Source organism: Corynebacterium nuruki S6-4 (assembly GCF_007970465.1).
GTDB lineage: Bacteria > Actinomycetota > Actinomycetes > Mycobacteriales > Mycobacteriaceae > Corynebacterium > Corynebacterium nuruki.
The window spans coordinates 918999-943416 of record NZ_CP042429.1 but is presented as its reverse complement, the minus strand read 5'-3'; the positions used below and the strand labels follow the sequence as shown (position 1 = coordinate 943416).

General features: G+C 68.2%; 20 protein-coding genes and 1 pseudogene. 11 read left to right on the top strand and 10 right to left on the bottom strand.

Annotation, left to right across the window (positions count from 1 at the left end; all coding sequences use genetic code 11):
- The first annotated feature begins 44 nt into the window (after positions 1–44).
- Positions 45–662 (top strand): RDD family protein, encoded by a 618-nt coding sequence (locus FSW06_RS04260; protein ID WP_010122308.1) that lies wholly within the window; start codon positions 45–47, stop codon positions 660–662.
- On the opposite strand, the gene FSW06_RS04255 is transcribed toward FSW06_RS04260, so the two are convergent.
- The 5 genes from FSW06_RS04255 to FSW06_RS04235 all read right to left on the bottom strand — a co-directional run bounded on the left by FSW06_RS04255 (position 659) and on the right by FSW06_RS04235 (position 6871).
- The gene (locus FSW06_RS04255) at positions 659–1432 is read right to left on the bottom strand and encodes a DUF4191 domain-containing protein (protein WP_010122306.1); all 774 of its coding nucleotides are present in this window, start codon (positions 1430–1432) and stop codon (positions 659–661) included. The genes FSW06_RS04260 and FSW06_RS04255 overlap by 4 nt on opposite strands.
- Positions 1433–1474: 42 nt before the next feature.
- Positions 1475–2530, bottom strand: coding sequence for a lipoyl synthase (gene lipA / locus FSW06_RS04250; RefSeq protein ID WP_416372552.1), 1056 nt, complete (start codon positions 2528–2530; stop codon positions 1475–1477).
- 1 nt (position 2531) lies between these two features.
- Positions 2532–3305: a lipoyl(octanoyl) transferase LipB gene (gene lipB, locus FSW06_RS04245; RefSeq protein ID WP_010122304.1), complete on the bottom strand. Its 774-nt coding sequence runs from the start codon at positions 3303–3305 to the stop codon at positions 2532–2534.
- A gap of 135 nt (positions 3306–3440) precedes the next feature.
- Positions 3441–5135: a 2-oxoglutarate dehydrogenase, E2 component, dihydrolipoamide succinyltransferase gene (gene sucB, locus FSW06_RS04240; RefSeq protein ID WP_010122303.1), complete on the bottom strand. Its 1695-nt coding sequence runs from the start codon at positions 5133–5135 to the stop codon at positions 3441–3443.
- A gap of 110 nt (positions 5136–5245) precedes the next feature.
- Positions 5246–6871 (bottom strand): M17 family peptidase N-terminal domain-containing protein, encoded by a 1626-nt coding sequence (locus FSW06_RS04235; RefSeq protein ID WP_010122302.1) that lies wholly within the window; start codon positions 6869–6871, stop codon positions 5246–5248.
- 124 nt (positions 6872–6995) lie between these two features.
- Here FSW06_RS04235 and FSW06_RS04230 point away from each other — a divergent pair, with 124 nt between their 5' ends.
- Positions 6996–8132: a branched-chain amino acid aminotransferase gene (locus FSW06_RS04230; RefSeq protein ID WP_010122301.1), complete on the top strand. Its 1137-nt coding sequence runs from the start codon at positions 6996–6998 to the stop codon at positions 8130–8132.
- Positions 8133–8364: 232 nt separating this feature from the next.
- On the opposite strand, the gene FSW06_RS04225 is transcribed toward FSW06_RS04230, so the two are convergent.
- Together FSW06_RS04225 and FSW06_RS04220 are read right to left on the bottom strand one after the other, a co-directional pair.
- Positions 8365–9261 (bottom strand): nicotinate-nucleotide--dimethylbenzimidazole phosphoribosyltransferase, encoded by an 897-nt coding sequence (locus tag FSW06_RS04225; RefSeq protein WP_010122299.1) that lies wholly within the window; start codon positions 9259–9261, stop codon positions 8365–8367.
- A 4-nt stretch (positions 9262–9265) separates the two neighbouring features.
- Positions 9266–9985, bottom strand: coding sequence for a DUF3043 domain-containing protein (locus FSW06_RS04220; protein WP_010122298.1), 720 nt, complete (start codon positions 9983–9985; stop codon positions 9266–9268).
- A 124-nt stretch (positions 9986–10109) separates the two neighbouring features.
- Between FSW06_RS04220 and FSW06_RS04215 the strand changes: the two genes are divergently transcribed.
- A complete protein-coding gene (locus FSW06_RS04215) occupies positions 10110–10460 on the top strand; it encodes a HesB/IscA family protein (RefSeq protein ID WP_010122297.1) in 351 nt (116 codons plus the stop codon).
- A gap of 134 nt (positions 10461–10594) precedes the next feature.
- Here FSW06_RS04215 and asnB read toward each other — a convergent pair whose 3' ends face one another.
- Positions 10595–12532 carry an asparagine synthase (glutamine-hydrolyzing) gene (asnB, locus tag FSW06_RS04210; protein WP_010122296.1) on the bottom strand — a complete coding sequence of 646 codons (1938 nt, stop codon included), beginning with the start codon at positions 12530–12532 and terminating at the stop codon, positions 10595–10597.
- A gap of 409 nt (positions 12533–12941) precedes the next feature.
- Here asnB and ctaC point away from each other — a divergent pair.
- Together ctaC and ctaF are read left to right on the top strand one after the other, a co-directional pair.
- Positions 12942–14050 (top strand): annotated as a pseudogene (ctaC, locus tag FSW06_RS04205) (aa3-type cytochrome oxidase subunit II).
- Positions 14051–14079: 29 nt separating this feature from the next.
- On the top strand, positions 14080–14511 hold the full coding sequence (ctaF, locus tag FSW06_RS04200) for an aa3-type cytochrome oxidase subunit IV (protein ID WP_010122294.1): 432 nt from the start codon (positions 14080–14082) through the stop codon (positions 14509–14511).
- A gap of 217 nt (positions 14512–14728) precedes the next feature.
- Here the strand turns inward: ctaF and trpD are convergent, their stop codons facing one another.
- Positions 14729–15826: an anthranilate phosphoribosyltransferase gene (trpD, locus tag FSW06_RS04195; protein WP_010122293.1), complete on the bottom strand. Its 1098-nt coding sequence runs from the start codon at positions 15824–15826 to the stop codon at positions 14729–14731.
- 403 nt (positions 15827–16229) lie between these two features.
- Here trpD and ctaE point away from each other — a divergent pair, with 403 nt between their 5' ends.
- The 4 genes from ctaE (at position 16230) to qcrB (ending at position 20681) form a co-directional block, all read left to right on the top strand.
- Positions 16230–16841 carry an aa3-type cytochrome oxidase subunit III gene (ctaE, locus tag FSW06_RS04190; RefSeq protein ID WP_029450205.1) on the top strand — a complete coding sequence of 204 codons (612 nt, stop codon included), beginning with the start codon at positions 16230–16232 and terminating at the stop codon, positions 16839–16841.
- 71 nt (positions 16842–16912) lie between these two features.
- Positions 16913–17833, top strand: coding sequence for a cytochrome bc1 complex diheme cytochrome c subunit (gene qcrC / locus FSW06_RS04185; RefSeq protein ID WP_029450203.1), 921 nt, complete (start codon positions 16913–16915; stop codon positions 17831–17833).
- Complete coding sequence (qcrA, locus tag FSW06_RS04180; RefSeq protein ID WP_010122289.1) at positions 17830–19038, top strand: cytochrome bc1 complex Rieske iron-sulfur subunit; 1209 nt, start codon at positions 17830–17832, stop codon at positions 19036–19038. The genes qcrC and qcrA overlap by 4 nt, the downstream gene beginning before the upstream one ends.
- A complete protein-coding gene (qcrB, locus tag FSW06_RS04175) occupies positions 19035–20681 on the top strand; it encodes a cytochrome bc1 complex cytochrome b subunit (protein ID WP_029450201.1) in 1647 nt (548 codons plus the stop codon). The genes qcrA and qcrB overlap by 4 nt, the downstream gene beginning before the upstream one ends.
- A 767-nt stretch (positions 20682–21448) precedes the next feature.
- Here qcrB and FSW06_RS04170 read toward each other — a convergent pair.
- The gene (locus FSW06_RS04170; RefSeq protein WP_010122285.1) at positions 21449–22027 is read right to left on the bottom strand and encodes a 3'-5' exonuclease; all 579 of its coding nucleotides are present in this window, start codon (positions 22025–22027) and stop codon (positions 21449–21451) included.
- A gap of 451 nt (positions 22028–22478) precedes the next feature.
- On the opposite strand from FSW06_RS04170, the gene FSW06_RS04165 reads away from it, so the two are divergent.
- Entirely contained in the window at positions 22479–23072 is a 594-nt protein-coding gene (locus tag FSW06_RS04165; protein ID WP_010122283.1) for a C40 family peptidase, read from the top strand.
- Positions 23073–23271: 199 nt separating this feature from the next.
- Positions 23272–24405, top strand: a complete 1134-nt coding sequence (locus tag FSW06_RS04160) for an NlpC/P60 family protein (protein ID WP_238526014.1) — start codon at positions 23272–23274, stop codon at positions 24403–24405.
- Positions 24406–24418 lie beyond the last annotated feature (13 nt).

Sequence of the window (24418 nt, the reverse complement as noted above, 5' to 3'; positions counted from 1 at the left end):
CGCCCCTTTTTAGGTTGGCGGACGCCGCCGGTAGGCTGGCCAGCATGTCACAACGCCAGAGAAAAGGGTCGGGTGCGAAGAAGCGTCAGGGGGCGGCGAACGGTCAGCGGACCCGGAAGAGCGGGGATGCCGGCGGAGACGGGAAGGACGGGAAGAAGCAGGCGCGGTCCGAATTCCGTCAGGCGCGCGCGCAGCAGCCGAGCTGGCTCGAAGGCCCCCGGGTCCCCGGACGCTACGAGGACCCGCACGACCTCAGCCCGTGGCCGGGCAAGCTCCTCGGACTGCCGGAGAGCGGCGCCGGGTCCGTGGCCTCCATGGGGCAGCGGGTTCTCGCGCTGCTCATCGACTGGTTGATCTGCTGGGGGATCGGTTTCCTCGTCACCACGATGACGGACGCTCTGGGGGACGTCTCCATGACGACACTCGTCGTCTGGGTCATCTGGCGGATCATCACCGTCTGGCTGTTCGGGCAGTCCCCCGGACATGCCCTCGTCGGTATCGGTGTGGCCCGCGTGGACGACACCGACAAGCGGGTCGGACTGTGGCGCGCGGTGGTCCGCACCGTGCTGACGGTCTTCCTGTTCCCCCCGTTGATCCAGGACACCGACCGGCGTGGCATGCACGACCGGGCGACCGGCACCGCGGTCATCCGCAGTCGCTAGCCCTTCTTGTTGCGCTGCGAGGCGCGACGGGCACGCCGGTTCATGCCGGACATGTTCGCGTTCCCCGGCAGCGGCCCCTTGGGCAGCTGCGACTCGCGCGAGTGCAGCCGGGAGATGGAATCGATACGGCTGTTGAGGGCATCGACCTCGTTCTTCTTGACGTTCCGGGGGAGCTTCATCAGGTGGTTCTGGAGCTTGCGGATCGGGACCTCGTCCTCGCCCTCACCGGCGTAGACGTCGTAGATCGGGGTGTTGCCGAGGATGCGGGCGAGACGCCGACGCTCCTGGGCCATCATCGGCTTGAGCCGCGACCGGCTGCCCTCACCGACGAGCACCACACCGGGGGTGCCGACGACACGGTGGACCGCATCCATGTGCGTGTTGGTGGCCACGGCGGTCTCGGTGATCCACTTCATGCCGACACCGTTGCGCATGTTGTCCAGCGCCCAGCCGGCGGCGCCGGCCTGGCCCTCGATCTGGTCGTAGACGCCGGACTGCAGCCGCCGGGAGAAGATCCACATGGCGGCGACGACGCCGAAAAGGATACCGATGATGAGGTTGATCCACCAGGCGCCGAACACGAGGCTCAGCAGCAGGAGCAGCGCAATCGGGACCAGGAATCCCAGCAGCATGTACGGGACGAGTTTCTTGTCCCGCTTGCGCTGCAGGTTGAACGCCTGCCACATCTGGCCGCGGGTCTGTTTCCGCTTCGCCTTCTTCGCGGCCTTCGCCAGCCGCTTCTCTTCTTTCGCCCGGTTGTCTTTCGCCATGCCCCCAACTCTAGAGCATGGGTACCGGGGGACGTGCAGCCGCTACCGGGCGGCGGAGACCGGGGTCTCCTTCGACGGGCCGTACTTCGCCAGCAGGGTGCTGGCCTCCTGGCTGGTGGTGGATCCCAGCGAGTCCCCCAGGTGGCGGAGATTGTCGGGCAGTGCCTCACCCCGGGCGGCCTTGGCCTCGGCGTAGAGCCGTCCGGAACGGTACGAGGAGCGCACCAGCGGACCCGACATGACCGCACCGAAGCCGAGCTCCTTGGCGAACTCGGAGTGCTCCATGAACTCCTCCGGCTTCACCCACCGCTCGATCGGGTGGTGCATCGAGGTCGGACGCAGGTACTGGGTGATGGTGATGATGTCGCAGCCCGCGTCCTTCAGATCGGTCAGCGACGACTGCACCTCCTCGGCGGTCTCCCCCATACCGAGGATGAGGTTCGACTTCGTCACCAGGCCGAAGTCCCGGGCGGCCCGGATGACCTCGAGGGAACGGTCGTACTTGAACGCCGGGCGGATCCGCTTGAAGATGCGGGGGACCGTCTCCAGGTTGTGGGCGAAGACCTCGGGGCGGGCCTCGAAGACCTCGGCCAGCAGGTCCGGCTTGCCGGAGAAGTCCGGGGTGAGGTTCTCCACACCGGTGTTGGGGTTGAGCTCGTGGACCTTGCGCACGATCTCGGCGTAGAGCCAGGCGCCCTCGTCGTCGAGGTCGTCGCGGGTGACGCCGGTGATGGTGGCGTAGCGCAGGTTCATCTCGCGGATGTTCTCCGCGACCCGCCGCGGCTCGTCCCGGTCGAGCGGGGACGGGCGCCCCGACTTGATCTGGCAGAAGTCGCAGCGCCGGGAACACGTGTCCCCGCCGATGAGGAAGGACGCTTCACGGTCCTCCCAGCACTCGTGGATGTTCGGGCAGCCCGCCTCCTGGCACACGGTGTGCAGGCCGGCGCCCGAGACACGGTTCTTCATGTCACGGTATTCCGGGCCCATCTTCGCCTGCGTGCGGATCCACCGCGGCTTCTGTTCGATGGGGGTCTGCGCGTTCTTGGCCTCGATGCGCAGAAGTCGTCGTCCGTCTGCTGTAACAGTCACGGTCGCCAGCCTACGCGTGCGTCCCGGCAGCGTCGAAGACGGCGTCCGGGTCGGTGGGCGCCCCGTGGGCGAGCTGCTCGGGGACGTCGACGTCGGACATGGCCAGCGTGCCGTTGAGCGCGTCGAGCAGGTGCCGGGTGAAAGTCGGGGTGACCTCCTCGACCGTCACGTCCCGGTCCAGCTCGTCGGACAGGGTCGTGACACCCGTGTCCGGCAGTCCGCAGGGCACGATGTGGTTGTAGAAATCGAGGGTGTTGTCGCAGTTGAGGGCGACACCGTGCATCGTCACCCCGCGGGTGACCCGGATACCGATCGCCGCGACCTTGCGGGCGGGCAGCAGCTCGCCACGCCGGATACCGGCGGGCAGCCACACCCCGGACCGGCCGGGCACCCGACCGACATTTTCCAGTCCCAGGTCGTGGCAGGTGGCGATGACGGCCTCTTCGACGCGCCGTACGTAGTCGACGACGTCGATCGGGTCGGCGAGCTGGATGATCGGGTAGGCGACGAGCTGGCCGGGGCCGTGCCAGGTGATCCGGCCACCGCGGTCGACGTCGACGACCGGGAGCCCGTTGGTGGGCAGATCGGAGGGCTGGGTGCGCTTGCCCGCCGTGTAGGTCGACGGGTGCTCCAGCAGCAGGACCGTGTCGGGGATCTCCCCGGCAGCCCGCTTCCTGGCCATGGCGGCCTGTCTGTCCCAGGTCGAGAGGTAGTCGACGGTGCCGAGCTGCTCGACGGCGATGTCATCACCGGAGCGGCGGATTGATCCGTGTTGGAAGCCCATGGACGACAATCCTACTCCCGGCAAAACGAGACCCCGCCGCGGCCGTCCCCGGGGAGGGGACGGGCTGCGGCGGGGTTCAGGACTGAGCCGACCGGACGGACACGGTCAGTGCGGCCGATCCGGGGAACCGTGGGATCAGAGTCCGAGGTCGGCGGTGAAGTCCGTGTTCTCGAGACGGTCCTTGACGGTGGTGAGGAAACGGCCGGCGTCGGCACCGTCGACGACCTGGTGGTCGTAGGTCATCGGGAGGTAGACCATGCGGCGGATGCTGATGGCGTCCTGCCCGTCCTCGGAGATGACCACCGGGCGCTTGACGATGGCGCCGGTGCCGATCATCGCGGCCTGCGGCGGCACGAGGATCGGGGTGTCGGTCAGGGCGCCCTCGGAGCCGATGTTGGTGATGGTGAACGTGCCGCCGCTGATGTCGTTCGGCTTGAGCTTCTTGTTCCGGGCGCGGTCGGCGATGTCGACGATCGCGGCGGCGAGCTCCGGCAGGCTCAGGTCCTGGGCGTTGTGGATCACCGGGGAGATCAGGCCCTCCTTCGTGTCCACCGCGATGCTCAGGTTGACCTGCTCGTGGTAGGTCATCTCCTGGGTCTCCGCGTTGTAGGACGCGTTGACGTTCGGGTGGGCCACGAGGGCCTCGACGATGGCCTTGGCGAAGAACGGCAGGTAGGTGAGGTGCACACCGTGCTTGTCCTCGAAGGCCTCCTTGGAGGCGGTGCGCAGCTCGGCGATACGGGTCATGTCGACCTCGTGGACCTGGGTGAGCTGGGCGGCACCGTGGAGGGACTCGAGGGTGGTCTTCGCCGTGATGGCGCGGATGCGGTTGACCTTCTGCGTGGTGCCGCGCAGGGACGCCTTCGCCGGGTCCACACCCTTGAGCACGCGCTGCGCCGGGGCCGCGGTTGCGGCGGTGGCCTTCTCTGCCCCGGAGGTCTGGCCGGCGGCGGCGAGGACGTCCTGCTTGCGGATGCGGCCGCCGACACCGGAACCGGTGACGGTGGACAGGTCCACGCCGTGCTTGTCGGCGAGCTTGCGCACCAGCGGGGTGACGTAGGGGAGGTTGCCCTCGGCGGGTCGGGTGGCCGGCTTCTCCGGCTCCTCAGCCGGTGCAGCCTTCTCGGCCGGCTTCTCGGCGGCGGCCGGGGCCGGCTCCGGGGCGGGCTCGGGCTCTGGGGCGGGCTCCGGGGCCGGGGCGGCTGCCGCGGCGTCCGGATCGCCGATGCGGGCGATGGTCTCGCCCACGTCGACGGTGTCGTCCTCGTCAGCGAGGATCTCGACCAGGGTGCCGGCGACCGGGGAGGGGACCTCGGTGTCGACCTTGTCGGTGGAGACCTCGAGCAGCGGTTCGTCGACCTCGACGGTGTCGCCGACCTTCTTCAGCCACTGGGTGACGGTGCCCTCGGTGACGGACTCGCCGAGCTCCGGCATGGTGACGTCGGTGGTGTCTCCCGACGCCGCCGGTGCGGCAGCCGGTGCAGCGGCGGGCTGCTCCGCGGGCTTTTCAGCCGGCTTCTCGGCGGGCTCCGCAGCCTTCTCGGCGGCCGGCTCGGCCTTCTCCTCGGCGGCGGGCTCCGCGGGGGTCTCGCCCTCGTCGCCGATCTCGGCGATGACGGTACCCACGTCGACCGTGTCATCCTCGTCGGCGAGGATCTTCAGCAGGACGCCGGCCGCGGGGGAGGGGATCTCGGTGTCCACCTTGTCGGTGGAGACCTCCAGCAGCGGCTCGTCGACCGCGACCGTGTCGCCGACCTTCTTCAGCCACTGGGTGACAGTGCCTTCGGTGACGGATTCGCCCAGCTCGGGCATTTCGACGGAGTGCGCCATGGTGTTGAAGCTCCTAAATGACGAGAAATACAGTTGTGGTCTCTGACCAGATAGTACATTGACCGGCCGTCCGCGGTCCGGTGAGACCTCCCGGAACGGGGTGACGGCGCTTACCTGTCAGCGTAATCCCGTGCACTCCCGAGCAGCGCGACGAGGGTCCTTACCGGGCGGCCCGATGCCCGACCGGGAATGTCACCGTACGGGGCACCGGAATTGACGGCGGGGCCGGCGACATCGACGTGGGCCCGGGGCGTCCCGGCGGGGACGAACGCCGGCAGATAGCGGTCCGGGGCGGCGGTCCGCAGATCGGCGACCTCGGAACCGATCTCCCGGTCGGACTCCACCGGCAACGGCGCGGCCCACGCGTCCTCGCCGGCACGGTCGGCGAGATCGACGAGCAGGTCGCGCAGCGCCGGGCTGCCCGTCACCGCGGCGGTGCGGTCACCGAACGGCAGGGTCCGGGAGCCTGTCACCGCGGAGACCGTCACCAGCAGGTCGGGTGAATCCGCCACCGCCCGTGCGACGGCGTCCGCGAGGACGAGAGAGGTGGCTGTCCTGACGGTGTCGCTGGGGTCGGTGGGGGTTGTGGGGTCGCAGCCGGAGATCTCGGTGGTGGTGCCGTCGACGTGCCGCAGCACGGAACCGGGACGCAGCGCCGGGGCGTCCGACGCGAGTTCGACCACCGGAACTGTCGCGGTGACCGCCACGGGAAGCTCCAGCTCCGCCGCGGCGACAGTGGCGGCGACGGCGGCGGCTGCGGCGGCGGATGAACCGGCCAGGTCGGTGACTCCGGCAGCCCCGGCAGACCCGGCGGTCACCGCCGCACCGACCAGTGCGATGTGCGGCACCCTGTCCTGCCCGGCGAGCGGTTCGGGGCGGTGGACCAGGCGCAGCAGGCGGGGCGCGTGGACTGATCCGCCGCCGGCGCCGAGGATCCCGCCGAACCTCCGGTCGCCGAGCTCCGTCGCGTCGAGGATCTCCGCACCGATACCGGACCGGGCGGCGAGGCCGGCAGCCAGGGCGGCGAGACGGGCGGGGTCGAGACTCCCGGTCGGGGCGTTGACGATATCCCGGGCGGTGGCGACCGCCTCCACCACGGTGCAGGCACGGGCGAAGGCCGCGAGCTGACCGTCGACGAGGACGCCGAGCCGGGCGATCCCGCCCTCGGCGGGCCCGGCTGTGCGCAGGCCGGTGTAGCGGTAGGCGCCGAGCGCGTGCCCCTCCACGGCGGCGGTCGGGGAGTACCGGCCCAGCAGGCTGAGGACGGTCAGGGCCGTCCCGGGGAGGCTCCGCAGGGCACGGGAGGCGGCGCCCGCAGCCGCACGGATCCGGCGGTCGCGTCGGCCGGTCGGGTCGGCTGTGCCGTCTGCGCCTGCTGTGCTGCCGGTGTCCGTGGATCCGAGTCCGACCGCCAGGACCTGTCGGGCGCGGACGCCGTCGGGGGCGGGGACCGTGTGGACCTCCTCGGCCGCACCGGTCACCCCGGTCTCCATGAGGGTCTTCCACAGGTCGGTGACCGCCGTGCGGGGCAGCGGCAGATCGTCGGGCAGCGACAGTCCGGTGGGCCCGGCGATGCACGGGACGACGAGCAGGTCCACGGTGGCGTCCGGGACGGTGGCGGGATCGGTCACCGGGACGATCCGGGGCACGTCCCCGCGGACGAAGAAGTTGTCGGGCAGGTCGGCGCCGACGGCCGTGGGCCGCGGTGGAGGTGTCTGGGGTGCGGACCGGGTCACGTCGGCGTCCTCTCGGGAAGCTGGGTCTTCGACCGGGCCGGTTGTCGGCCGGTTGGTTGTCCCGGGGATACGGCGGTGGGCCTGTCTGTGTCCCGGGGACGGTGCCGGGTCTAAGATACAGGCCATGTCTGATACGTCCTTCGCCGACGGCGCCGCCGCGTCGTTCTCCCGCACACTCACCACCACACCGACCAGTGCAGAGAAGATCGGGGAGGTGCTCGCCAACCCCGGTTTCGGCAACTACTTCACCGAACACATGGTCATCATCGACTGGACCGAGGACGAGGGCTGGCACGATGCCCGTGTCGTCCCCTACGGTCCGATCAGCATGGACCCCGCGAGCTCGGTGCTGCACTACGGTCAGGCGATCTTCGAGGGACTCAAGGCGTACCGCCACGAGGACGGGTCCATCGTCACCTTCCGTCCGGAGAAGAACGCCGCACGCTTCCGGAACTCCGCCGAGCGTCTCGCGATGCCGGAACTGCCTGAGGAGCTCTTCCTCGAGTCGCTGCGCCAGATCGTCGACGTCGACCGGGCATGGGTTCCGGCCGCCGGTGGCGAGGAGGCGCTGTACCTGCGCCCCTTCATGATCTCGCGGGAGGTCGGCCTGGGCGTCCACCCGGCGAACAGCTACTCCTACTACGTCATCGCCTCCCCGGCCGGCGCCTACTTCGCCGGCGGTGTGAAGCCCGTCAGCGTCTGGCTGTCCACCGAGTACGTCCGCGCCGCCCCGGGCGGGACCGGCGCCGCGAAGTTCGCCGGCAACTACGCCGGTTCGCTCGTCGCCCAGGCGCACGCTGAGGAGCAGGGCTGCGACCAGGTCGTCTGGCTCGACGCGATCGAGCGGAAGTACATCGAGGAGATGGGCGGCATGAACCTCGCCTTCATCTTCGGCACCGGTGAGGACGCCGAGCTCATCACCCCGGCACTGTCCGGTTCACTGCTCGCCGGCGTGACCCGGGACTCGCTGCTGGCTGTCGCCGCCGACGAGGGCCTCAAGGTCTCGGAGAAGCGGTTCAGCGTGCAGGACTGGAAGGACGCCGCCGCGTCGGGTGCCATGAGCGAGGCCTTCGCCTGCGGAACCGCCGCCGTCATCACGCCGGTCGGGACCGTCAAGGACAAGAGCGGGGAGTTCCAGGTCAACGGCGGGAAGGCCGGCGAGATCACCATGAAGCTGCGTGAGCACCTCACCGGGATCCAGCGTGGCACGGTCGAGGACACGCACCACTGGAACTACACCCTGATCGACCAGGCGGACTAGCCGCACTGTCGGGGAGGGAGGCTCGGGGCGCCGGGGGCGGGGTGACCCGGGCGTCCGGCCGGTGCATCCGCTCCGGACCGCCGCGCCCCGGTCGGTTTTCAGAACCCGGGGGTCGGTCCGCTCCTACAGATGTCGGGTTCGCGAACCCGGGTGCCGTCTGAGGACGGAAATGTCGACCTGTCGGTTCGTTCCGCGATCAGCGGGATCGGGGGACAACAGGGTCGGGGCGGGGTCAGCGGGCGGTGCCGAGTGCCGCGGCCTGCAGCAGGGGCAGGACGCACAGGCCGGCTCCGCCGGCCGTCGCACCGAGCTCGCGGTCGTGGACGGGACGCAGCTGAAGTCGGTCGAGCGCTGCCCCGGCCGCTCCTGCCCCGGCACCACCGGGGCGGTGCGGGGCGAGCCACCAGGCCGCGGAACCGGGGGAGAGGGCTTCAGCCAGGAGTGCGGCCGCGAGGGAGGCCGCACCGTCGAGGATGACCGGGGTGCGCCGCTGCGCCGCCCGGGCGAGCAGACCGGTGACGGCTGCAACCACGGGTGATCCGACGGCGTCGAGCACGGCAGTGGCCTTCGTCGCGTCAGCGGGGCCTCTGCGCAGGGACCGGGTGGCGAACATGAGGTCCCGCACCTCCGCGACCTCGTCGGCCCAGGCGTGGTCCGTGCGGCCGGCCGGGCTGTGGGCCTTCACCGGTTCGAGATTGCAGAGGGTCCCGACGATCGCGGCCGTCGTCGTGTCGGGCACGTCGGGTCCGGCGAGGACGAGCAGCGGGACGCCGTCGTCGGCCGCCCGGTCGGCGATCTCCGCACCGAGGTCACGGGCCTGGTCGACCGACGTGCCGGCGACGTCACGGTGCACGGTCTGGATCTGCATTGCCGCGGAGAGCCGGTCGCCGGTGACACCGGTGCCCGCACCGCCCCCTGTGACATCGGTGACCCCCGTGACGCTGACGAGCAGTGGACCCGATGCCGGCGGATCCTGGTCCGGGCCGACTGCGGTCGCGGCGAGCGCGTCCGCTGCCCCGGTGGTCCGGAGCCAGTCGGCGAGTTCCTGCAGCAGCCCCGACGGACCGGAGGAACCGGACGCGGGGGAGCCGGATGCAGGGGACGCAGCGGACGGGGTGGGTGCCGTCACGGTGCTAGACCTCGTCGCCGATGGCGACCTGCGGGGCAGGCGAACGCATGCGGCGGATCATCGTGGCGCGGGTGAAGGCGTAGAACCCGATCGTCCACCGGCCGAGGCTGGTGCCGGGGTACCGGGCGCGGACGACCTTGTTGACCTTCCTGCCGAGGAAGAAGCCCTCCACGATCAGGGCGAGGATGATGACCATCATGATGATCGAGGTGAGGCTGGCGACCTCGGGGAGCCGGGTGCCGACGATCATGATGACGATGACCACCAGCGCCAGCGGCAGGAAGAAGTTCATCGCGTACCGGTGGGCGTCCACCCAGTTACGGATGAGCAGCTTCTCCTTGCCCTGGTCACGGGCGAGGAGATAGTCGGGGTCGCCCGCCATCATCCGGTCGTTGGCCTTGCGGCGGGCGGCCGTGGCCTCCTCGCGCTGCTTCCGCTTGGCCTCCTTGAACTCCTCCTTCGTCATGGAGTTCTTCACGTCCTTGCGGCGCTGACGTGCCTCCTTCGGGGTCAGCGGCGCCTCGTAGTGGGCGCGGCGGGTGCCGGCGGCGCGTTCGACCTCGTTGCGCTTCGGGGTGGGGCGGCCCTTCTTCGGCGTGTAACCCTTCGGACCCTCGGCGGCGGCACCGTCGGTGTCGGTTGCGGCGTCGTCGGTCGCGGTACCGGCGGTCCCGGTCCGGTCGGCGGGGTCCCCGCCGGTCTCGTCGTCTTTCTTCCACGGCATCTTCACACTCCACAGGCTAGAGCACCGGCAGTCACCGGCACCAACGCGGGTCCGGGAACAGATCGTTGGATTAGCGCGTTGTACGGGGGTAGTTTGGTGTCAACCCACTACCGAGGAGGAATAGATGACTGCTCCCGAGAAGACCACGAACACAGGCGTCGAGCTGTCGAGTGCTGCGGCAGGTAAGGCTGCGGGACTGCTCGCACAGGAAGGCCGCGACGATCTGTCGCTGCGCATCGCGGTGCAGCCGGGTGGTTGTGCAGGCCTGCGCTACCAGCTGTTCTTCGATGACCGGACCCTGGACGGTGACCTGGTCGACGAGGTCGAGGGTGTGACCCTCGTCGTCGACAAGATGTCGGCCCCGTACCTGACCGGTGCGAAGATCGACTTCTCGGACACCATCGAGTCCCAGGGCTTCACGATCGACAACCCGAACGCCTCCGGCTCCTGCGCCTGCGGCGACTCGTTCAGCTGACCGCCAGGACGCCGCCTCAGGTGCGGCGTCCCCGCTCAGAGACAGACTGACCGCCTGAGGGTGGAATCCTTTCCGGGATCCACCCTCAGGCGGTCAGTCTTTCACCGGGTCAGTCTTTCTCCGGGGAGCGCCGGTCAGAGTGAGACCGGGTAATCCCGCTCGTCGATCTCCGGGTGGATGCGGTCCTCGACGAAGATGCCGTGCCAGATCATGAAGGCGATGACGGTCCACAGTCGGCGGGAGTGGTCGGGGCCGTGCCCGGAGGTCATCGAGACCCGGTGCTCGTCGAGCATGGCGAGCACCTCGGCCCGGTTGAAGATCGCGTCGGTCTGCGAGTCCTCGATGATCTTGCGGGCCCAGTCGTAGAGCTCGGGGCCGGCCAGCCAGTGGCGGATCGGCACCGGGAAGCCGAGCTTCTTCCGGTTGATGACGTGCGGCGGGACGATGAGCTCCATGGCCCGGCGCAGAGCGTACTTCGTGGTCCCGTGGCTGATCTTGAGGTCGTAGGGGATGGTCCGGGCGACGTCGAAGACGACCTTGTCGAGGAACGGCACCCGAAGTTCGAGTGAGTTCGCCATGGTGATCTTGTCCGCCTTGACGAGGATGTCGCCGCGCATCCAGGTGAACAGGTCCAGGTGCTGCATTCGGGCGACGGGGTCGAAGTCGCGGGAGGCGGCGTAGATCGGCGCGGTGACGTCGCTGTGGTCCCACTCCGGGCGGGCGATGCGCAGGACCCGCTCGAGCTGCTCGTAGTTGAAGGAGCGGGCGTTACCGTAGTAGCGCTGCTCCATCGGGGTGGTGCCGCGCAGCAGCAGCGACTTGCCGCGCTGTCCCTCGGGGAGGAGCTCGCCGAACTTGTGGAGCACCTTCTTCAGCGGCGACGGCACCTTGTCGAACGGTGCGAGGGAGAGCGGCTCCTTGTAGATCGTGTAGCCGCCGAAGAGCTCGTCGGCGCCCTCACCGGACAGGACGACCTTGACGCGTTCGCGGGCGGCCGCGGCGACGAAGTACAGCGGGACCAGGGCCGGGTCGGCCACCGGGTCGTCGAGGTACCAGATGATCTTGGGGACGGCGGCGGCGAACTCCTCGGGGGAGACCACCTTGACGACGTGCTCGACGCCGATGGCCTCGGCGGACTCGGCGGCGACGTCGACCTCGGAGTAGCCCTCGCGCTCGAACCCGGTGGTGAAGGTGACCAGGTCGGGGTTGTGGCGCTTGGCGAGTGCGGCGATGGCGGTCGAGTCGATGCCGCCGGAGAGGAACGACCCGACGGTCACGTCGGCGCGCATGTGCTTGGCGACCGAGTCTTCCATGGCGTCCGCGATCCGGTGGAACAGGGCGTCCTCGCCACCGGCCGGGACCGGCACCGGGGTGAAGTCCGGGGTGAAGTAGCGGACCGCGTTGACCTCGCCACCGGGGGTCAGGGTCGCGTGGCAGCCGGACTCGAGGCGGCGGATGCCGCGGTGCAGGGTCTCGGGCTCCGGCACGTACTGAAGGTCCGTGTAGTGGACGATCGCACGGTCGTCAAGGCTCTTGTCGAGACCGATGGCGTCCGCCATGGCGAGGATGCACTTCTTCTCGCTGCCGAAGACGGTGCCGGCGTCGGTGGTGGCGTAGAACATCGGCTTGATGCCGAAGGGGTCCCGGGCGAGGAACACCTTGCGGTCGACCGTGTCCCACACCGCGAAGGCGAACATGCCGCGCAGGTGGTTGACGACGTCGGCGCCCCAGTGGTGGTAGCCGACGACGATGGTCTCCGAGTCTCCGCCGGTGGCGAACTCGTACCCCTGCGCCTGCAGTTCCTCGCGGAGTTCGACGTAGTTGTAGATCTCACCGTTGAACGTCAGCGCGTATCGGTCGGGCTGACCGGCGGGGCCCCACTGCAGCGGCTGGTGCGAGTGCTCCAGGTCGATGATGGACAGCCGGTTGAAGCCGAAGACGACGTCGTCGTCGTGCCAGGTGCCGGAGTCGTCGGGGCCGCGGTGCCGCATGCAGGGCAGGGCGGCGGCGACGGGGTCGGCGAACCGCGATGCGTCACCGAGGGCGGTGAGGATTCCAAGAAGTCCACACATAGGCTGTAGGGGTCATCTCCAATAGGTGGGCGGGCGGTCGGGGGGAGTCGACCGCATACGGACCTAGAGAATACTAGGGGAGTAGCGCGCAGGACGGGTACCGGCGCGCCTGACGGTGAGGCGTGGAGTGGAACGTGGGGCGGGTCATGGGCCGGGGCCGGGGAATCGCACGGGTGGGGCCGGGGGTGGTGCCCCGTCGCAGGTGGCGTGCCCGTCTGTCCGGTCCTGGCGTCGGCGGCAACCCCGAATAGGGTCCATGCGCCGCCGCCACGGCCGGGATGATGGTGGACGCGTCCACCCGATGGACTATTGTCATTACCTGATACGGAACCTCCGGGTCGTCCTCTGCAGTCGATGTCCCGGGACCGTTCCGGTGAACACGACGTGTGATTGAGGAAGGCATACTCGCGTGGAACAGCGAAAAGTTCACGGTATGGCCCGCAAGCTGGGATTGGTCGGTGCGCTGGGACTCGGCGCCACGGCCCTGGTCGCTGTGACGTCAACCCGCCCGACAACGGATTCTTCCATGCCCTGCGCATGGGCTGGCCCGACGGCATCACCCCGGAGTCCAAGTCCATGGGCAACTTCTGGGTGTGGACCTGGGTCGTGGCCTGGATCATCGGCATCATCATGTGGGCACTGCTGCTCTTCGTGATGTTCCGGGACAGTGCCAAGCGCGCCAAGAAGGCGGGCAAGGGCGAGTTCCCGCGCCAGACGGCCTACAACGTCAACCTCGAGCTGACGCTGACCGTCATCCCGGTGCTCATCGTCATGGGCCTGTTCTTCTTCAACGTGCAGGCGCAGGACCAGGCCACCGCGTTGAACAAGGACCCGAAGGTCAAGGTCGACGTCACCGCCTACCAGTGGAACTGGAAGTTCGGCTACAACGAGGTCGCCGACTCCCTGACCGCCGACGGCAAGACCTACGAAGGTGCGGACGCGCAGAAGAAGGCGGACGCCGACGTCATGGGTCAGCCGACCGACCGCACCGAAGAGGGCGAGGCTGTCGGACCGATCCACGGCAAGTCGAAGGAGAACTTCGACTACCTGCGGTACAACAAGATCGAGACCGTCGGTACCTCCGAGGAGGTTCCGGTGCTCGTGCTGCCGACCGGTACGCCGATCGAGTTCAACCTCGCGTCCTCGGACGTCGTCCACTCCTTCTGGGTGCCGGAGTTCCTGTTCAAGCGCGACGTCATGCCGCACCCGGACGCCAACGGCCAGGTGCCGAACTTCCAGATCGAGCAGATCGAGAAGCAAGGCGCATTCGTCGGTCGCTGTGCTGAGATGTGCGGTACCTACCACGCCATGATGAACTTCGAGGTCCGGGCGGTCTCGCCGGAGGACTTCAAGGCCTACCTGGACTTCCGTGAGAAGAACCCGCAGGCGTCCAACGCCGACGCGCTGAAGTCCATCGGCCAGGATCCCTACGCCACCAGCACCCGCCCGTTCCTGCCGGGTCGTGACGCCACCCGTGGTGTCGACGGCGAGAACTACATCGCGCCGAGCGCGGCCTAAGCGGACCCGGCGAGGACGAGGAGAGAACAATGAAGCAGACAGCGAAGATCATGTACGCGCTCGCGACGTTCATGCTCATCATGACGGTGCTGTACTTTGTCGCGACGTCGCAGCTCAGCGACAGCTCGACCGGGAAGGGCATCGAGTGGGCCGGTGGTACCGGCATGGTGCTGGCCACCCTGCTGGCGCTGTTCCTGGGTGTGTACTTCCACCTGACCAGCTCGAAGACGGACATCGAGCCGAAGGACTGGGAGGAGGCCGAGATCGAGGACGGTGCCGGTGTGCTCGGCTTCTTCTCGGCGAGCTCCGGCTGGCCCTTCCTGATGGCCTTCGCCATCATGCTCATGGGCTACGGAATCTCCTTCTTCCACATCTGGCTGATCCTGCTGGGCGCGGTCATGCTCGTCTGGTCGACGATCATGCTCAACCTCCAGTACGGTCTCCCGCCGGAGAAGGAGTAACAGCTTCCGTTCCACCCCGCGTCCCACCATCTTCCTCGGTGGGCTCCGCGGGGCTTCCGCATGTCCGGCGTCAGTTGGGGGGGCGCATGTGCCGGGCACTGTTCCGGACATGGGGACGCCCCCGGGGACCGGGGGACGGTCACCGGGGGCGGTGATGGCGGTGGGACGTGGCCGCTCTGACCGACGGGCCCACGTCACGCCGGCACGGGGGAGCGGGTCAGCGGGCGAGGATCTTCTCGGCGTGTTCCAGGGCGCGACCGGACTCCAGCGTGTCCCGGGCGATGTCCAGCTGCTCGGCGATGACGGAGTGGAGGTCCGAGTCCTCCCAGCCGTGCACCGCCGCCAGCGCACTTGCGGCGTTGATCAGGACGGCGTCCTTGACGGCGCCCTCCAGTTCGCCGTGCAGCAGGCGACGGGCGATATCGGCGTTGAACTGCGGGTCGCCGCCACGCAGGGCGTCGTCGTCGTAGATGTCGAGACCGAACGACCGCGGATTCAGCGTGTACTCGCCGGTCCTGCCCTCGGAGTCGACGGAGACGACCTCGGTGGGGGCGCAGACGCTGATCTCGTCCATCCCGTCGAGGCCACGGACGATGAGGGCGCGGATGCCCTGGTGGGCGAATGCCCCGGCCATGATGGGCATCATGTCGCGGAACGCGCAGCCGATGAGCCCGTAGCGGGGCGCGGCGGGGTTCGTCATCGGTCCGAGCATGTTGAACAGGGTCGGGACACCGAGCTGGGAGCGGACCGGGCCGGCGAAGCGCATGGCGGGGTGGTAGGTCTTGGCGAACATGAACGCGAAGCCGGTCTCCAGCGCGTCGGCGTGGATGGTCTCCGGGGAGCGCTCGATGTCGTAACCGAGAGCCTCGAGGACGTCGGCACCGCCGCACAGCGAGGACGCCGCCCGGTTGCCGTGCTTGACGACGGTCGTCCCGGTCGCCGCGACGACGAAGGACGCCATGGTCGAGACGTTGACGGTGTGGTGGCCGTCGCCGCCGGTGCCGACGATGTCGACGGCCGCCGGGATGTCGGAGAAGTCGACCGGGGTGGCGAAGGAGGTCATGGTGCTCGCTGCGGAGGAGAGCTCGGCGGCGGTGATGCCCTTGACGCGGATTCCGTAGGCGAACGCGGCGACCTGGGCGTCGGTGGCGTCGCCCCGCATGATCTGTTCCATGGCCCATGCGACCTGGGACTCACTCAGTTCCTCGTGCCGTGCCATCCGGTCGAGGACGCCCGGCCAGGTGAAATAGCTGGCGGGGAGCTTGTCCTGACCGAGTGGTGGGACGTGGTCGGGGTGAACGTCGGACGTTGCCATGGTGGCCTTTCCTCCAGGGGTTACTGTGACCGGTCCAGTCTAGTCCGTGGACCGGAACCCGCCGGACCGTGGGCGGGGGAGGGGTGTGCGGGCTGCGGGCCTGCCGGGAGTTCTCTGCGGGCCGGGGACGCCCTGTAGGATGTGTATGCAGTAGTCGCGACGACGGTAGCCCCGTACGGGGGTGCCGAAGTCGGGCCGGGTCGGTCGGGGGTCCGGCCTAATCGGGGCACTACCAGCGGTAATGTCGGTGCGTCGGCCGGGAGGGCCGGATAGTTCCCGTCTAACCCCGTTTGTGGTGAATTGCCAGGGAATCTGGAGCCACGACCTGCGGTTTTACAGATAAACGGCATTTTCAGGGGGGTCGGAATCGACTACCGGGCGTCGACCAGCCATACTTGTACGCGTGACGAGCGCAGTTGGAAACCAAGGTATGGCAGCACCACAACGTGCCGTGACGCTGAACCGACCGAACATGGTCAGCGTCGGGACGATTGTGTTCCTGTCCCAGGAATTGATGTTCTTCGCGGGTCTGTTCGCGATGTACTTCGTGTCGAAGGCGAACTCCGGGGGTGACTGGCCGACGCACCCGACGCACCTCAACGTGCCGTGGGCGCTGTTGATCACCGTCATCCTGGTGTCGTCGTCCTTCACCGCCCAGTGGGGCGTCTTCGCCGCCGAGCGGGGTGACGTGTTCGGCCTGCGGAAGTGGTACACGCTGACGATCGTGCTGGGCACGATCTTCATCGTCGGCCAGGCGTACGAGTACGTCAGCCTCGTGCACGAGGGGACGACCATCGGAGGCAGCGTCTACGGGTCGGTGTTCTTCATCACCACCGGCTTCCACGGCGCCCACGTCATCGCCGGTGTCCTGGCGTTCGTCGTGGTGCTGCTGCGCACGGTGAAGTCCAAGTTCACTCCGGCCCAGGCCACCGCCGCCGTCGTCGTGTCGTACTACTGGCACTTCGTCGACGTGGTGTGGATCGGCCTGTGGATCACCATTTACTTCATCCAGTAGGCCGAACCGGCCGACACGTGACGGTCGGCTGTCAGCCCATCGCATTCCACATGACGAATTAAAGGGACAAGATGGATACCAACAACCCCATGAGCCCGGAGGAGCCGGTGACCGGCGTATCCGCGGCCGCCTCAACCGAGGCATCCACAACCCGCAGGAAGCGGCGTTTGAAGCGTAAGGGACGCCGTGTCGTGGTCGGAGCCGTTGCGCTCGGGCTCGGCCTGACCGGTGCCGGCCTGGTCGCCCAGGCGGTCACCCCGGACGCGCAGACGGCCACCGCCGACCTGGACGCGGCCTCGATGGTCAACCAGGGCAAGGACATCTACGAGGTCGCCTGCATCACCTGCCACGGTGCCAACCTGCAGGGTGTGCAGGACCGCGGTCCGTCGCTGGTCGGCGTCGGTGAAGGTGCCGTGTACTTCCAGGTGCACTCCGGCCGTATGCCGATGAAGCGCAACGAGGCGCAGGCCTCCCGCAAGGACGCGCGTTTCAACGAGCAGCAGACGCTGGCGCTGGCGGCCTACGTCAACGCCAACGGTGGCGGCCCGGGCATCGTGAAGGACTCGGACGGCAACATCGCCATGGACTCGCTGCGCGGCTCGCACAACGACAACGGCGAGATCGACCCGCAGGATGTCTCCCGCGGTTCCGACCTGTTCCGCCTGAACTGCGCCTCCTGCCACAACTTCACCGGCCGTGGTGGCGCGCTGTCCGGCGGTAAGTACGCGCCGACGCTGGACAACGCCAATGAGCAGGAGATCTACCAGGCCATGCTCACCGGCCCCCAGAACATGCCGAAGTTCTCCGACCGCCAGCTCTCCGCTGACGAGAAGAAGGACATCATCGCGTACATCAAGTCCGCCAAGGAGACCCCGTCGCAGGGCGGCTACGGTCTCGGCGGGATCGGCCCGGTCACCGAGGGCATGCTGATGTGGATCGTCGGGATCGTCGTGCTCATCGGCGCGGCCATGTGGATTGGAACCCGGTCATGAGTGAGATCAAGAGCAGTTACACCGAGGAAGAGCTCAAGGCGATGAGCGACGACGAGCTCGCCCGCCTGGGTACCGAGCTCGACGGCGTCACGGTGGCGTACCGCAAGGAACGCTTCCCGGTCGAGAACGACCCCGCCGAGAAGCGGGCCGCCCGCAAGGTCGGCCTCTGGTTCGCCCTGTCCGTGATCATGGGGATCGCCTTCGTGCTGATCTACCTGTTCTGGCCGTGGCAGTACAAGCACCTCGCCGAGGACGGCCTCTGGACCTACACGCTGTACACGCCGCTGCTGGGCGTGACGGCCGGCCTGTCGATCCTGTTCCTGGGCATCGGCGCGGTCGACTACTCCAAGAAATTCGTCCCCGAGGAGATCTCGGTCCAGACCCGTCACGACGGTCCGTCCGCCGAGGTCGACCGCAAGACGATCACCGCCCTGCTGAACGACGCGTGGAAGACCTCCACCCTCGGTCGTCGCAAGGTGATCATGGGTCTGGCCGGCGGCGGTGCCGCTCTGGCCGGACTGTCGATCATCCTGCCGCTCGGCGGCATCGTGAAGAACCCGTGGAAGCCCACCAAGAAAATGGGCATCCAGGGCGACGGCACGCTGTGGACCACCGGCTGGACGCTCACCGAGCACGACGAGAAGGTCTACCTCGGCCGCGACACCGGCGGTATCGCCGAGGAGAAGGACGGCAAGTACAGCACCGAGGGTGTCACCCGACTGGTGCGCGTGCGTCCGGAGGATCTCGACGCCGGTGCGATGGAGACCGTCTTCCCCCTCACCGAGGAGATGGTGAACGACGGTGCCGGGTACGACAAGAACAAGGACGTCTACGAGGAGCACATGGAGTCCGTCCACGGCCCCCGTAACGCGGTCATGCTCATCCGTCTCCGTCACGGCGACGCCATGAAGGCGGTCCAGCGTGAGGGCCAGGAGGACTTCCACTACGGCGACTACTACGCCTACTCGAAGATCTGCACCCACATTGGCTGCCCGACGTCCCTCTACGAGCAGCAGACCAACCGGATCCTGTGCCCCTGCCACCAGTCGCAGTTCGATGCACTTCACTGGGGCAAGCCGGTCTTCGGTCCTGCGGCCCGGGCCCTGCCCGAGCTGCCCATCAACGTCGACAAGGACGGTTACCTGTACGCGAAGGGTAACTTCATCGAGCCCGTCGGCCCGGCATTCTGGGAGCGTCAGTCATGACAACGACCACTAAACCTTCCCGTCTCGCTGAGATGGGGAACAACATGGATGAGCGCTACACGATGGCGGGCGGCATCCGGAAGCAGATCAACAAGGTCTTCCCGAGCCACTGGTCCTTCATGCTCGGTGAGATCGCGCTGTACGCCTTCATCATCCTGCTGCTGTCGGGTGTCTACCTGACGCTCTTCTTCGACCCCTCGATGTCGACCGTCATCTACGACGGCGCCTACGCACCGCTCAACGGTGTGGAAATGTCGAAGGCCTACGAGACCGCACTGAACATCTCCTTCGAGGTGCGCGGTGGTCTGTTCATCCGCCAGATCCACCACTGGGCGGCGCTGCTGTTCGCCGTGTCGATCATGGTGCACATGCTGCGCATCTTCTTCACCGGTGCGTTCCGTAAGCCCCGCGAGGCCAACTGGATCATCGGCTGCGTCCTGCTGCTGCTGTCCGTGGCCGAGGGCTTCATGGGCTACTCCCTCCCGGACGACCTGCTCTCCGGCGTGGGCCTGCGCATCATGTCCGCGATCATCGTCGGTCTGCCGATCATCGGTACCTGGCTGCACTGGATCATGTTCGCCGGCGACTTCCCGGGCGACATCATCATCCCGCGCCTGTACATCGTCCACGTCCTGCTGATCCCGGCGATCCTGCTGGCCCTCATCGCGGCGCACCTCGCGCTGGTCTGGTACCAGAAGCACACCCAGTTCCCCGGACCGGGCCGTACCGAGCGCAACGTCGTCGGTGCCCGTATTCTCCCGGTGTTCGCCGTGCACTCGGCGTCCTTCGGTCTGATCACCTTCGGCTTCATCGCCCTGCTGGCCGGTGTGTTCCAGATCAACGCGATCTGGAACCTGGGCCCGTACAACCCGTCGCAGGTCTCCGCCGGTTCGCAGCCTGACATCTACATGCTCTGGACGGACGGCGCGGCGCGCATCATGCCGGCCTGGGAGCTCTACCTCGGCAACTACACCATCCCGGGTGTGTTCTGGGTGGCTCTGCTGCTGGGTCTGCTCGTGGTCCTGCTGTTCGCCTACCCGTTCATCGAGCAGCACTTCACGAAGGACAACGCGCACCACAACCTGCTGCAGCGTCCCCGCGACGTGCCGGTGCGTACCTCGCTCGGTGTGATGGCCCTGGTGGCTTACCTGGTCCTGACGGTCTCCGGTGGTAACGACCTGTTCGCCCTGCACTTCCAGATCTCGCTGAACGCCATGACCTGGATCGGACGCATCGGGTTCCTGCTGGCCCCGCCGATCGCCTACTTCGTGACCTACCGCATCTGCGTCGGTCTGCAGCGCTCCGACCGTGAGGTCCTGGAGCACGGCATCGAGACCGGCACGATCCGCCAGCTCCCGAACGGCGGCTTCATCGAGGTCCACCAGCCGATCGGCCCGGTCGACGAGCACGGTCACCAGATCCCGCTCGAGTACGCGGGTGCCCAGGTGCCGAAGAAGATGAACCAGCTCGGCTTCGCCGGCCAGCCCGGCCGCGGCAGCCTGTTCTCCCCGGATCCCGAGGAGATCGTCGAGCAGGTCGAGCGCATCGAGGAGGAGAACGAGCACGAGAAGATCGAGATGCTCCGCAACCTCAACGAGGCGAACCGCAAGGCTCTCGAGGACAAGGGTCACGCGAACCCGTAGTCCGCGCCCCTGAGCCCCTCTCGGGCCCAGCCTCCCCGGAACCCCCGGTTTCCCGTCACAGCGACGGGAGACCGGGGGTTCCGTCATGGACGCGGCCGGGACGACGCCGCGTTCATGGTCAATATGCGTGTCTTTTGCCGGCGTGTCACCTGCCGACCCGGCCGGCGTTGTTCTGAGCTGACCCGATTCTGCGTTTCCGGTCCGACGGAACTGACCGATCCGGGTCAACTCGGGACATCACGACGTCCTCGCGATGACCGGCCGACCGGTGGCAGCGCACCCGTCGGCATGGCAGGCCAAAACGTCGTTCACCACCGTCTCCGGCGTGGTTTTGGCCTGCCGGCCGAACAGGTGCGCTGTCGGACCGGACGCCGTGGCCGGGTCAACGGTCGCAATGCGTGCGACATGTCGACGGTGTACCGAGCTGACCCGATTCGGACGCTCGTTCTGTCCCCCGGAAACGGCGGAACCGGGTCAACTCGGGTCAACCCGGGGCGTCCGGCGGAGCGTCCGGGGGATGCGCCGACAGTCCGGCAGTCCGTCGCCACGGTCACGGCGAATCGTCGGCGCAGACTCGGGGACATCGCGCCACGGCCACGACGCCGCCGGGACGTGGCCCCGGTCCGGCCGGCGGTGACGTCGACGGAGAGATTCCAGGTGCAGCTCTGTGCCGGACTTTCCGTCCGTCCGACACGGGCCGGGGGAGACGGCCTGTCGTCTCGTTCTGTCGTCACAGGGAGGCACGGCGGTTCCTGACGCGTTCGGGCTCAGGGACGCGGGGTATGGTGGGCCAGACCGTCGAGATGGTTGAGCAGGTCCAGCGTCGCCAGGACATCGCCGGCGGCCCGGTGGGACGGCCGGTGGGGGAGATCGAGCCGGTCGGCGAGGGTCGTGAGCCGGTAGCGTCCGACCTCGCTGCGGGGGATGAGGGTCCGGGCACTGTCGGCGGTGCAGAGATGCGGCGGCGTGCGGAACGTCACCGCGCGGGTCCGGGCGCTCTCGGAGGCCAGGAAGGAGAGGTCGAAGGCGATGTTGTGCCCGACGACCGTGTGACCGTCGAGGAAGTCGCTGAGCGGGACAAGGATGTCGGCGGCCGCCGGTGCGGTGGCCAGGTCATCGTCCCGGAGCCCGGTGAGCTCGGTGATGATCTGCGGCAGTGGTTGTCCGGGGTTGACGCGGGAGTGGAAGGAGTCGACGACACGGCCGTACCGTACGGCGACGGCGGCGACCTCGATGATGCGGTCGTCGGCGGGGTGGAGGCCGGTCGTCTCGCAGTCGATGACGACACAGTCGGCGACCGCGTCGTGCAGTGCCGCGGGGAGGTCCTCCGGTGAGCTGTGGTCCACAGTCCCGGATTCTAGCGGGGCGACCGGACAGGACGGCCCGGGAGGGTGGCGGGGACCGGCGGCGCGGGGCGTCGGTGACGGGTCGACGCTGTGTTACGGTCGTGACTGAAGGGGCGCGCGGGAACCGCCGGGCGGTCGGCTGCCACGGTGTGATGTAACTCACATAGAAATATCCGCCTGCCGTCGGCGGAGCGTGCAGGCTGTGCAGCATCGGCCGTACCGGCCCGGCTAAACTGCTGCGCAGCAGCGGTTTTTGTGAAACGGGGAGGTTGTCTGACGCGCGGCGGGGTAGTCGTGCTGCGGTTCGATAACGGTTCGGTAACGGGGACTGGTCCGCAAAAATCTTGCGGCAGGACTGGACACGAAGCGTGACCATTTCGTAATCTTCTCGTGACCTTGAGGAGCGAACGAGATACGCGCTCCGCCAACGATCACGAAAGGCATTATCTTCATGGGTAAGCACAGTCTGACGAAGGACCACTCACGCCGGAACGCCGTGGTTGTCGCCGCGGTGGGCGTGGGCGCCGTCGTGGCCCTGCCCGCTACCGCGCAGGCCGCCACGGTTCAGGTTCCGGGCACGGACTTCTCCGCGGAGGTGCCCGACGAGCTGATCGCCGCCGCCGGCGACTACACCGGTGTCGACGTCAACGCCGTCGCCGGCGATGTCGCATCGCAGGCCAACCTGCCCGCCGCCCCGTCCTCGGTCGGCCAGCAGATCGCCGACAAGGCGCTGTCCAAGCAGGGCGCGCCCTACGTCTGGGGCGCCACCGGCCCGGACGCCTTCGACTGCTCCGGCCTGACCTCCTGGGCCTACAGCCAGCTCGGCAAGTCCATCCCGCGGACCTCCGACGCCCAGGCGTACAGCGGCACCCCGGTCTCCCTGGACGCCCTGCAGCCCGGTGACATCGTGTCCTACTACGCCGGTGCCTCGCACGTCGGCATCTACATCGGCGACCACAAGATCGTCCACGCCCTGAACGAGGGTGAGCCGGTCCAGATCAACGATCTCGACTACATGCCGATCAACAACGCGGTGCGCTTCTAGCCACTGCCGTGACCGGCTGAACGACCTCTGACCGGCGTCCCGACGGGGCGCCGGTCTTCGGCGTCCCGGGGGGCACCGACACGGATGTCCGTATGGTTACATTTCGGTCACGCTGTTGTGGCAATATATGTGTGACGGCATCGCCGCCCACAGTTCTCCGTCTCACCTCATGTCCACCACATTGAAGAGGAACTTTCCTGTGTCACGTCATTCTCTCCCCCCTCAGCGTCGTTCCCGTCGTGTCGTCGCCGGAGCCGGGATCGGTCTCGGCCTCGCTGTCGTCGGCAGCGGTGTGGCCGTCGCCGATCCTGCCCCGCAGGGCGCGGGAGCCCCGGCTGACCCCGCGGACCCGGTGAACGCTGCGCCACTGCCCGGGGACGCGGACGGTCTGTTCGACCGGCTGCAGGAGGTCTCCCGGCAGGCGCAGGAGACCAGCGACCGGATCGTGGAGAACAACGCGGCGATCGAGGACGCGAAGGCCCGCCTCGACGAGGCCAACAAGGCCGTCGACGCCAACAAGGGTCGTGCGGACCGTGCCCGGGCCGCCGCCGATGAGGCGCGGATCCCGGTGAGTGAACTGTCGCAGGCGATGTACCGGGGTGCGACCGTCGACCGGGTCACCGCGGTGGCCGGCGCCGCGGACCCGCAGGACGCGATCGACCGGCGTGCCTACGTCACGGCGATCAACGACGACCGCACCTCGAAGGTCGAGGCGCTGCGGAGCCAGCTGCAGGACGCCGCCGACGCGCAGTCGCTCGCGCTGCGGTCGAAGGCGACCGCCGACTTCCAGGTCGCCGACCTCGCCGCGAAGCAGAAGGGTCTCGACGACCGCAATGCGCAGCTCGACGGCCTGAAGAACGAGATCACCACCGCGGTCGACGGCCTGAGCCCCGACCAGAAGCAGCGGTGGGTCGACCGTAACGGCCCCATCGACGTCGACGTCGATGAATTCCTCGGGAAGCTCCCCGACCTGGCCGGCGCGGCGTCCGCGATCGGCGGTGGCGTCGTCGGCGCGGCGATGAGCAAACTCGGAGCACCCTACTCGTGGGGCGCCGTCGGCCCGGACGCCTTCGACTGCTCCGGACTGATGTACTGGGCCTACCAGCAGATGGGCAAGTCCATCCCGCGGACCTCGCAGGCCCAGGTCTCCGGCGGCACCCCGGTGAGCCGTGATGAGCTGCAGCCGGGCGACATCGTCGGCTACTACTCTGGCGTCACCCACGTCGGCATGTACATCGGCGACGGCAAGGTCGTCCACGCCTCCGACTACGGCATCCCGGTGCAGGTCGTCGGCGTCGACAGCATGCCCTTCGCCGGCGCCGCGCGCTACTGAGTCCGGTCGCGCT

Excerpts from the sequence above, each read along its gene's own strand:
- FSW06_RS04260 (WP_010122308.1), top strand. The coding sequence starts at position 45 with ATGTCACAACGCCAGAGAAAAGGGTCGGGTGCGAAGAAGCGTCAGGGG.
- FSW06_RS04255 (WP_010122306.1), bottom strand. The coding sequence starts at position 1,432 with ATGGCGAAAGACAACCGGGCGAAAGAAGAGAAGCGGCTGGCGAAGGCC.
- lipB (WP_010122304.1), bottom strand. The coding sequence starts at position 3,305 with ATGGGCTTCCAACACGGATCAATCCGCCGCTCCGGTGATGACATCGCC.
- sucB (WP_010122303.1), bottom strand. The coding sequence starts at position 5,135 with ATGGCGCACTCCGTCGAAATGCCCGAGCTGGGCGAATCCGTCACCGAA.
- FSW06_RS04230 (WP_010122301.1), top strand. The coding sequence starts at position 6,996 with ATGTCTGATACGTCCTTCGCCGACGGCGCCGCCGCGTCGTTCTCCCGC.
- FSW06_RS04220 (WP_010122298.1), bottom strand. The coding sequence starts at position 9,985 with ATGCCGTGGAAGAAAGACGACGAGACCGGCGGGGACCCCGCCGACCGG.
- FSW06_RS04215 (WP_010122297.1), top strand. The coding sequence starts at position 10,110 with ATGACTGCTCCCGAGAAGACCACGAACACAGGCGTCGAGCTGTCGAGT.
- asnB (WP_010122296.1), bottom strand. The coding sequence starts at position 12,532 with ATGTGTGGACTTCTTGGAATCCTCACCGCCCTCGGTGACGCATCGCGG.
- ctaF (WP_010122294.1), top strand. The coding sequence starts at position 14,080 with ATGAAGCAGACAGCGAAGATCATGTACGCGCTCGCGACGTTCATGCTC.
- trpD (WP_010122293.1), bottom strand. The coding sequence starts at position 15,826 with ATGGCAACGTCCGACGTTCACCCCGACCACGTCCCACCACTCGGTCAG.
- qcrC (WP_029450203.1), top strand. The coding sequence starts at position 16,913 with ATGGATACCAACAACCCCATGAGCCCGGAGGAGCCGGTGACCGGCGTA.
- qcrA (WP_010122289.1), top strand. The coding sequence starts at position 17,830 with ATGAGTGAGATCAAGAGCAGTTACACCGAGGAAGAGCTCAAGGCGATG.
- qcrB (WP_029450201.1), top strand. The coding sequence starts at position 19,035 with ATGACAACGACCACTAAACCTTCCCGTCTCGCTGAGATGGGGAACAAC.
- FSW06_RS04165 (WP_010122283.1), top strand. The coding sequence starts at position 22,479 with ATGGGTAAGCACAGTCTGACGAAGGACCACTCACGCCGGAACGCCGTG.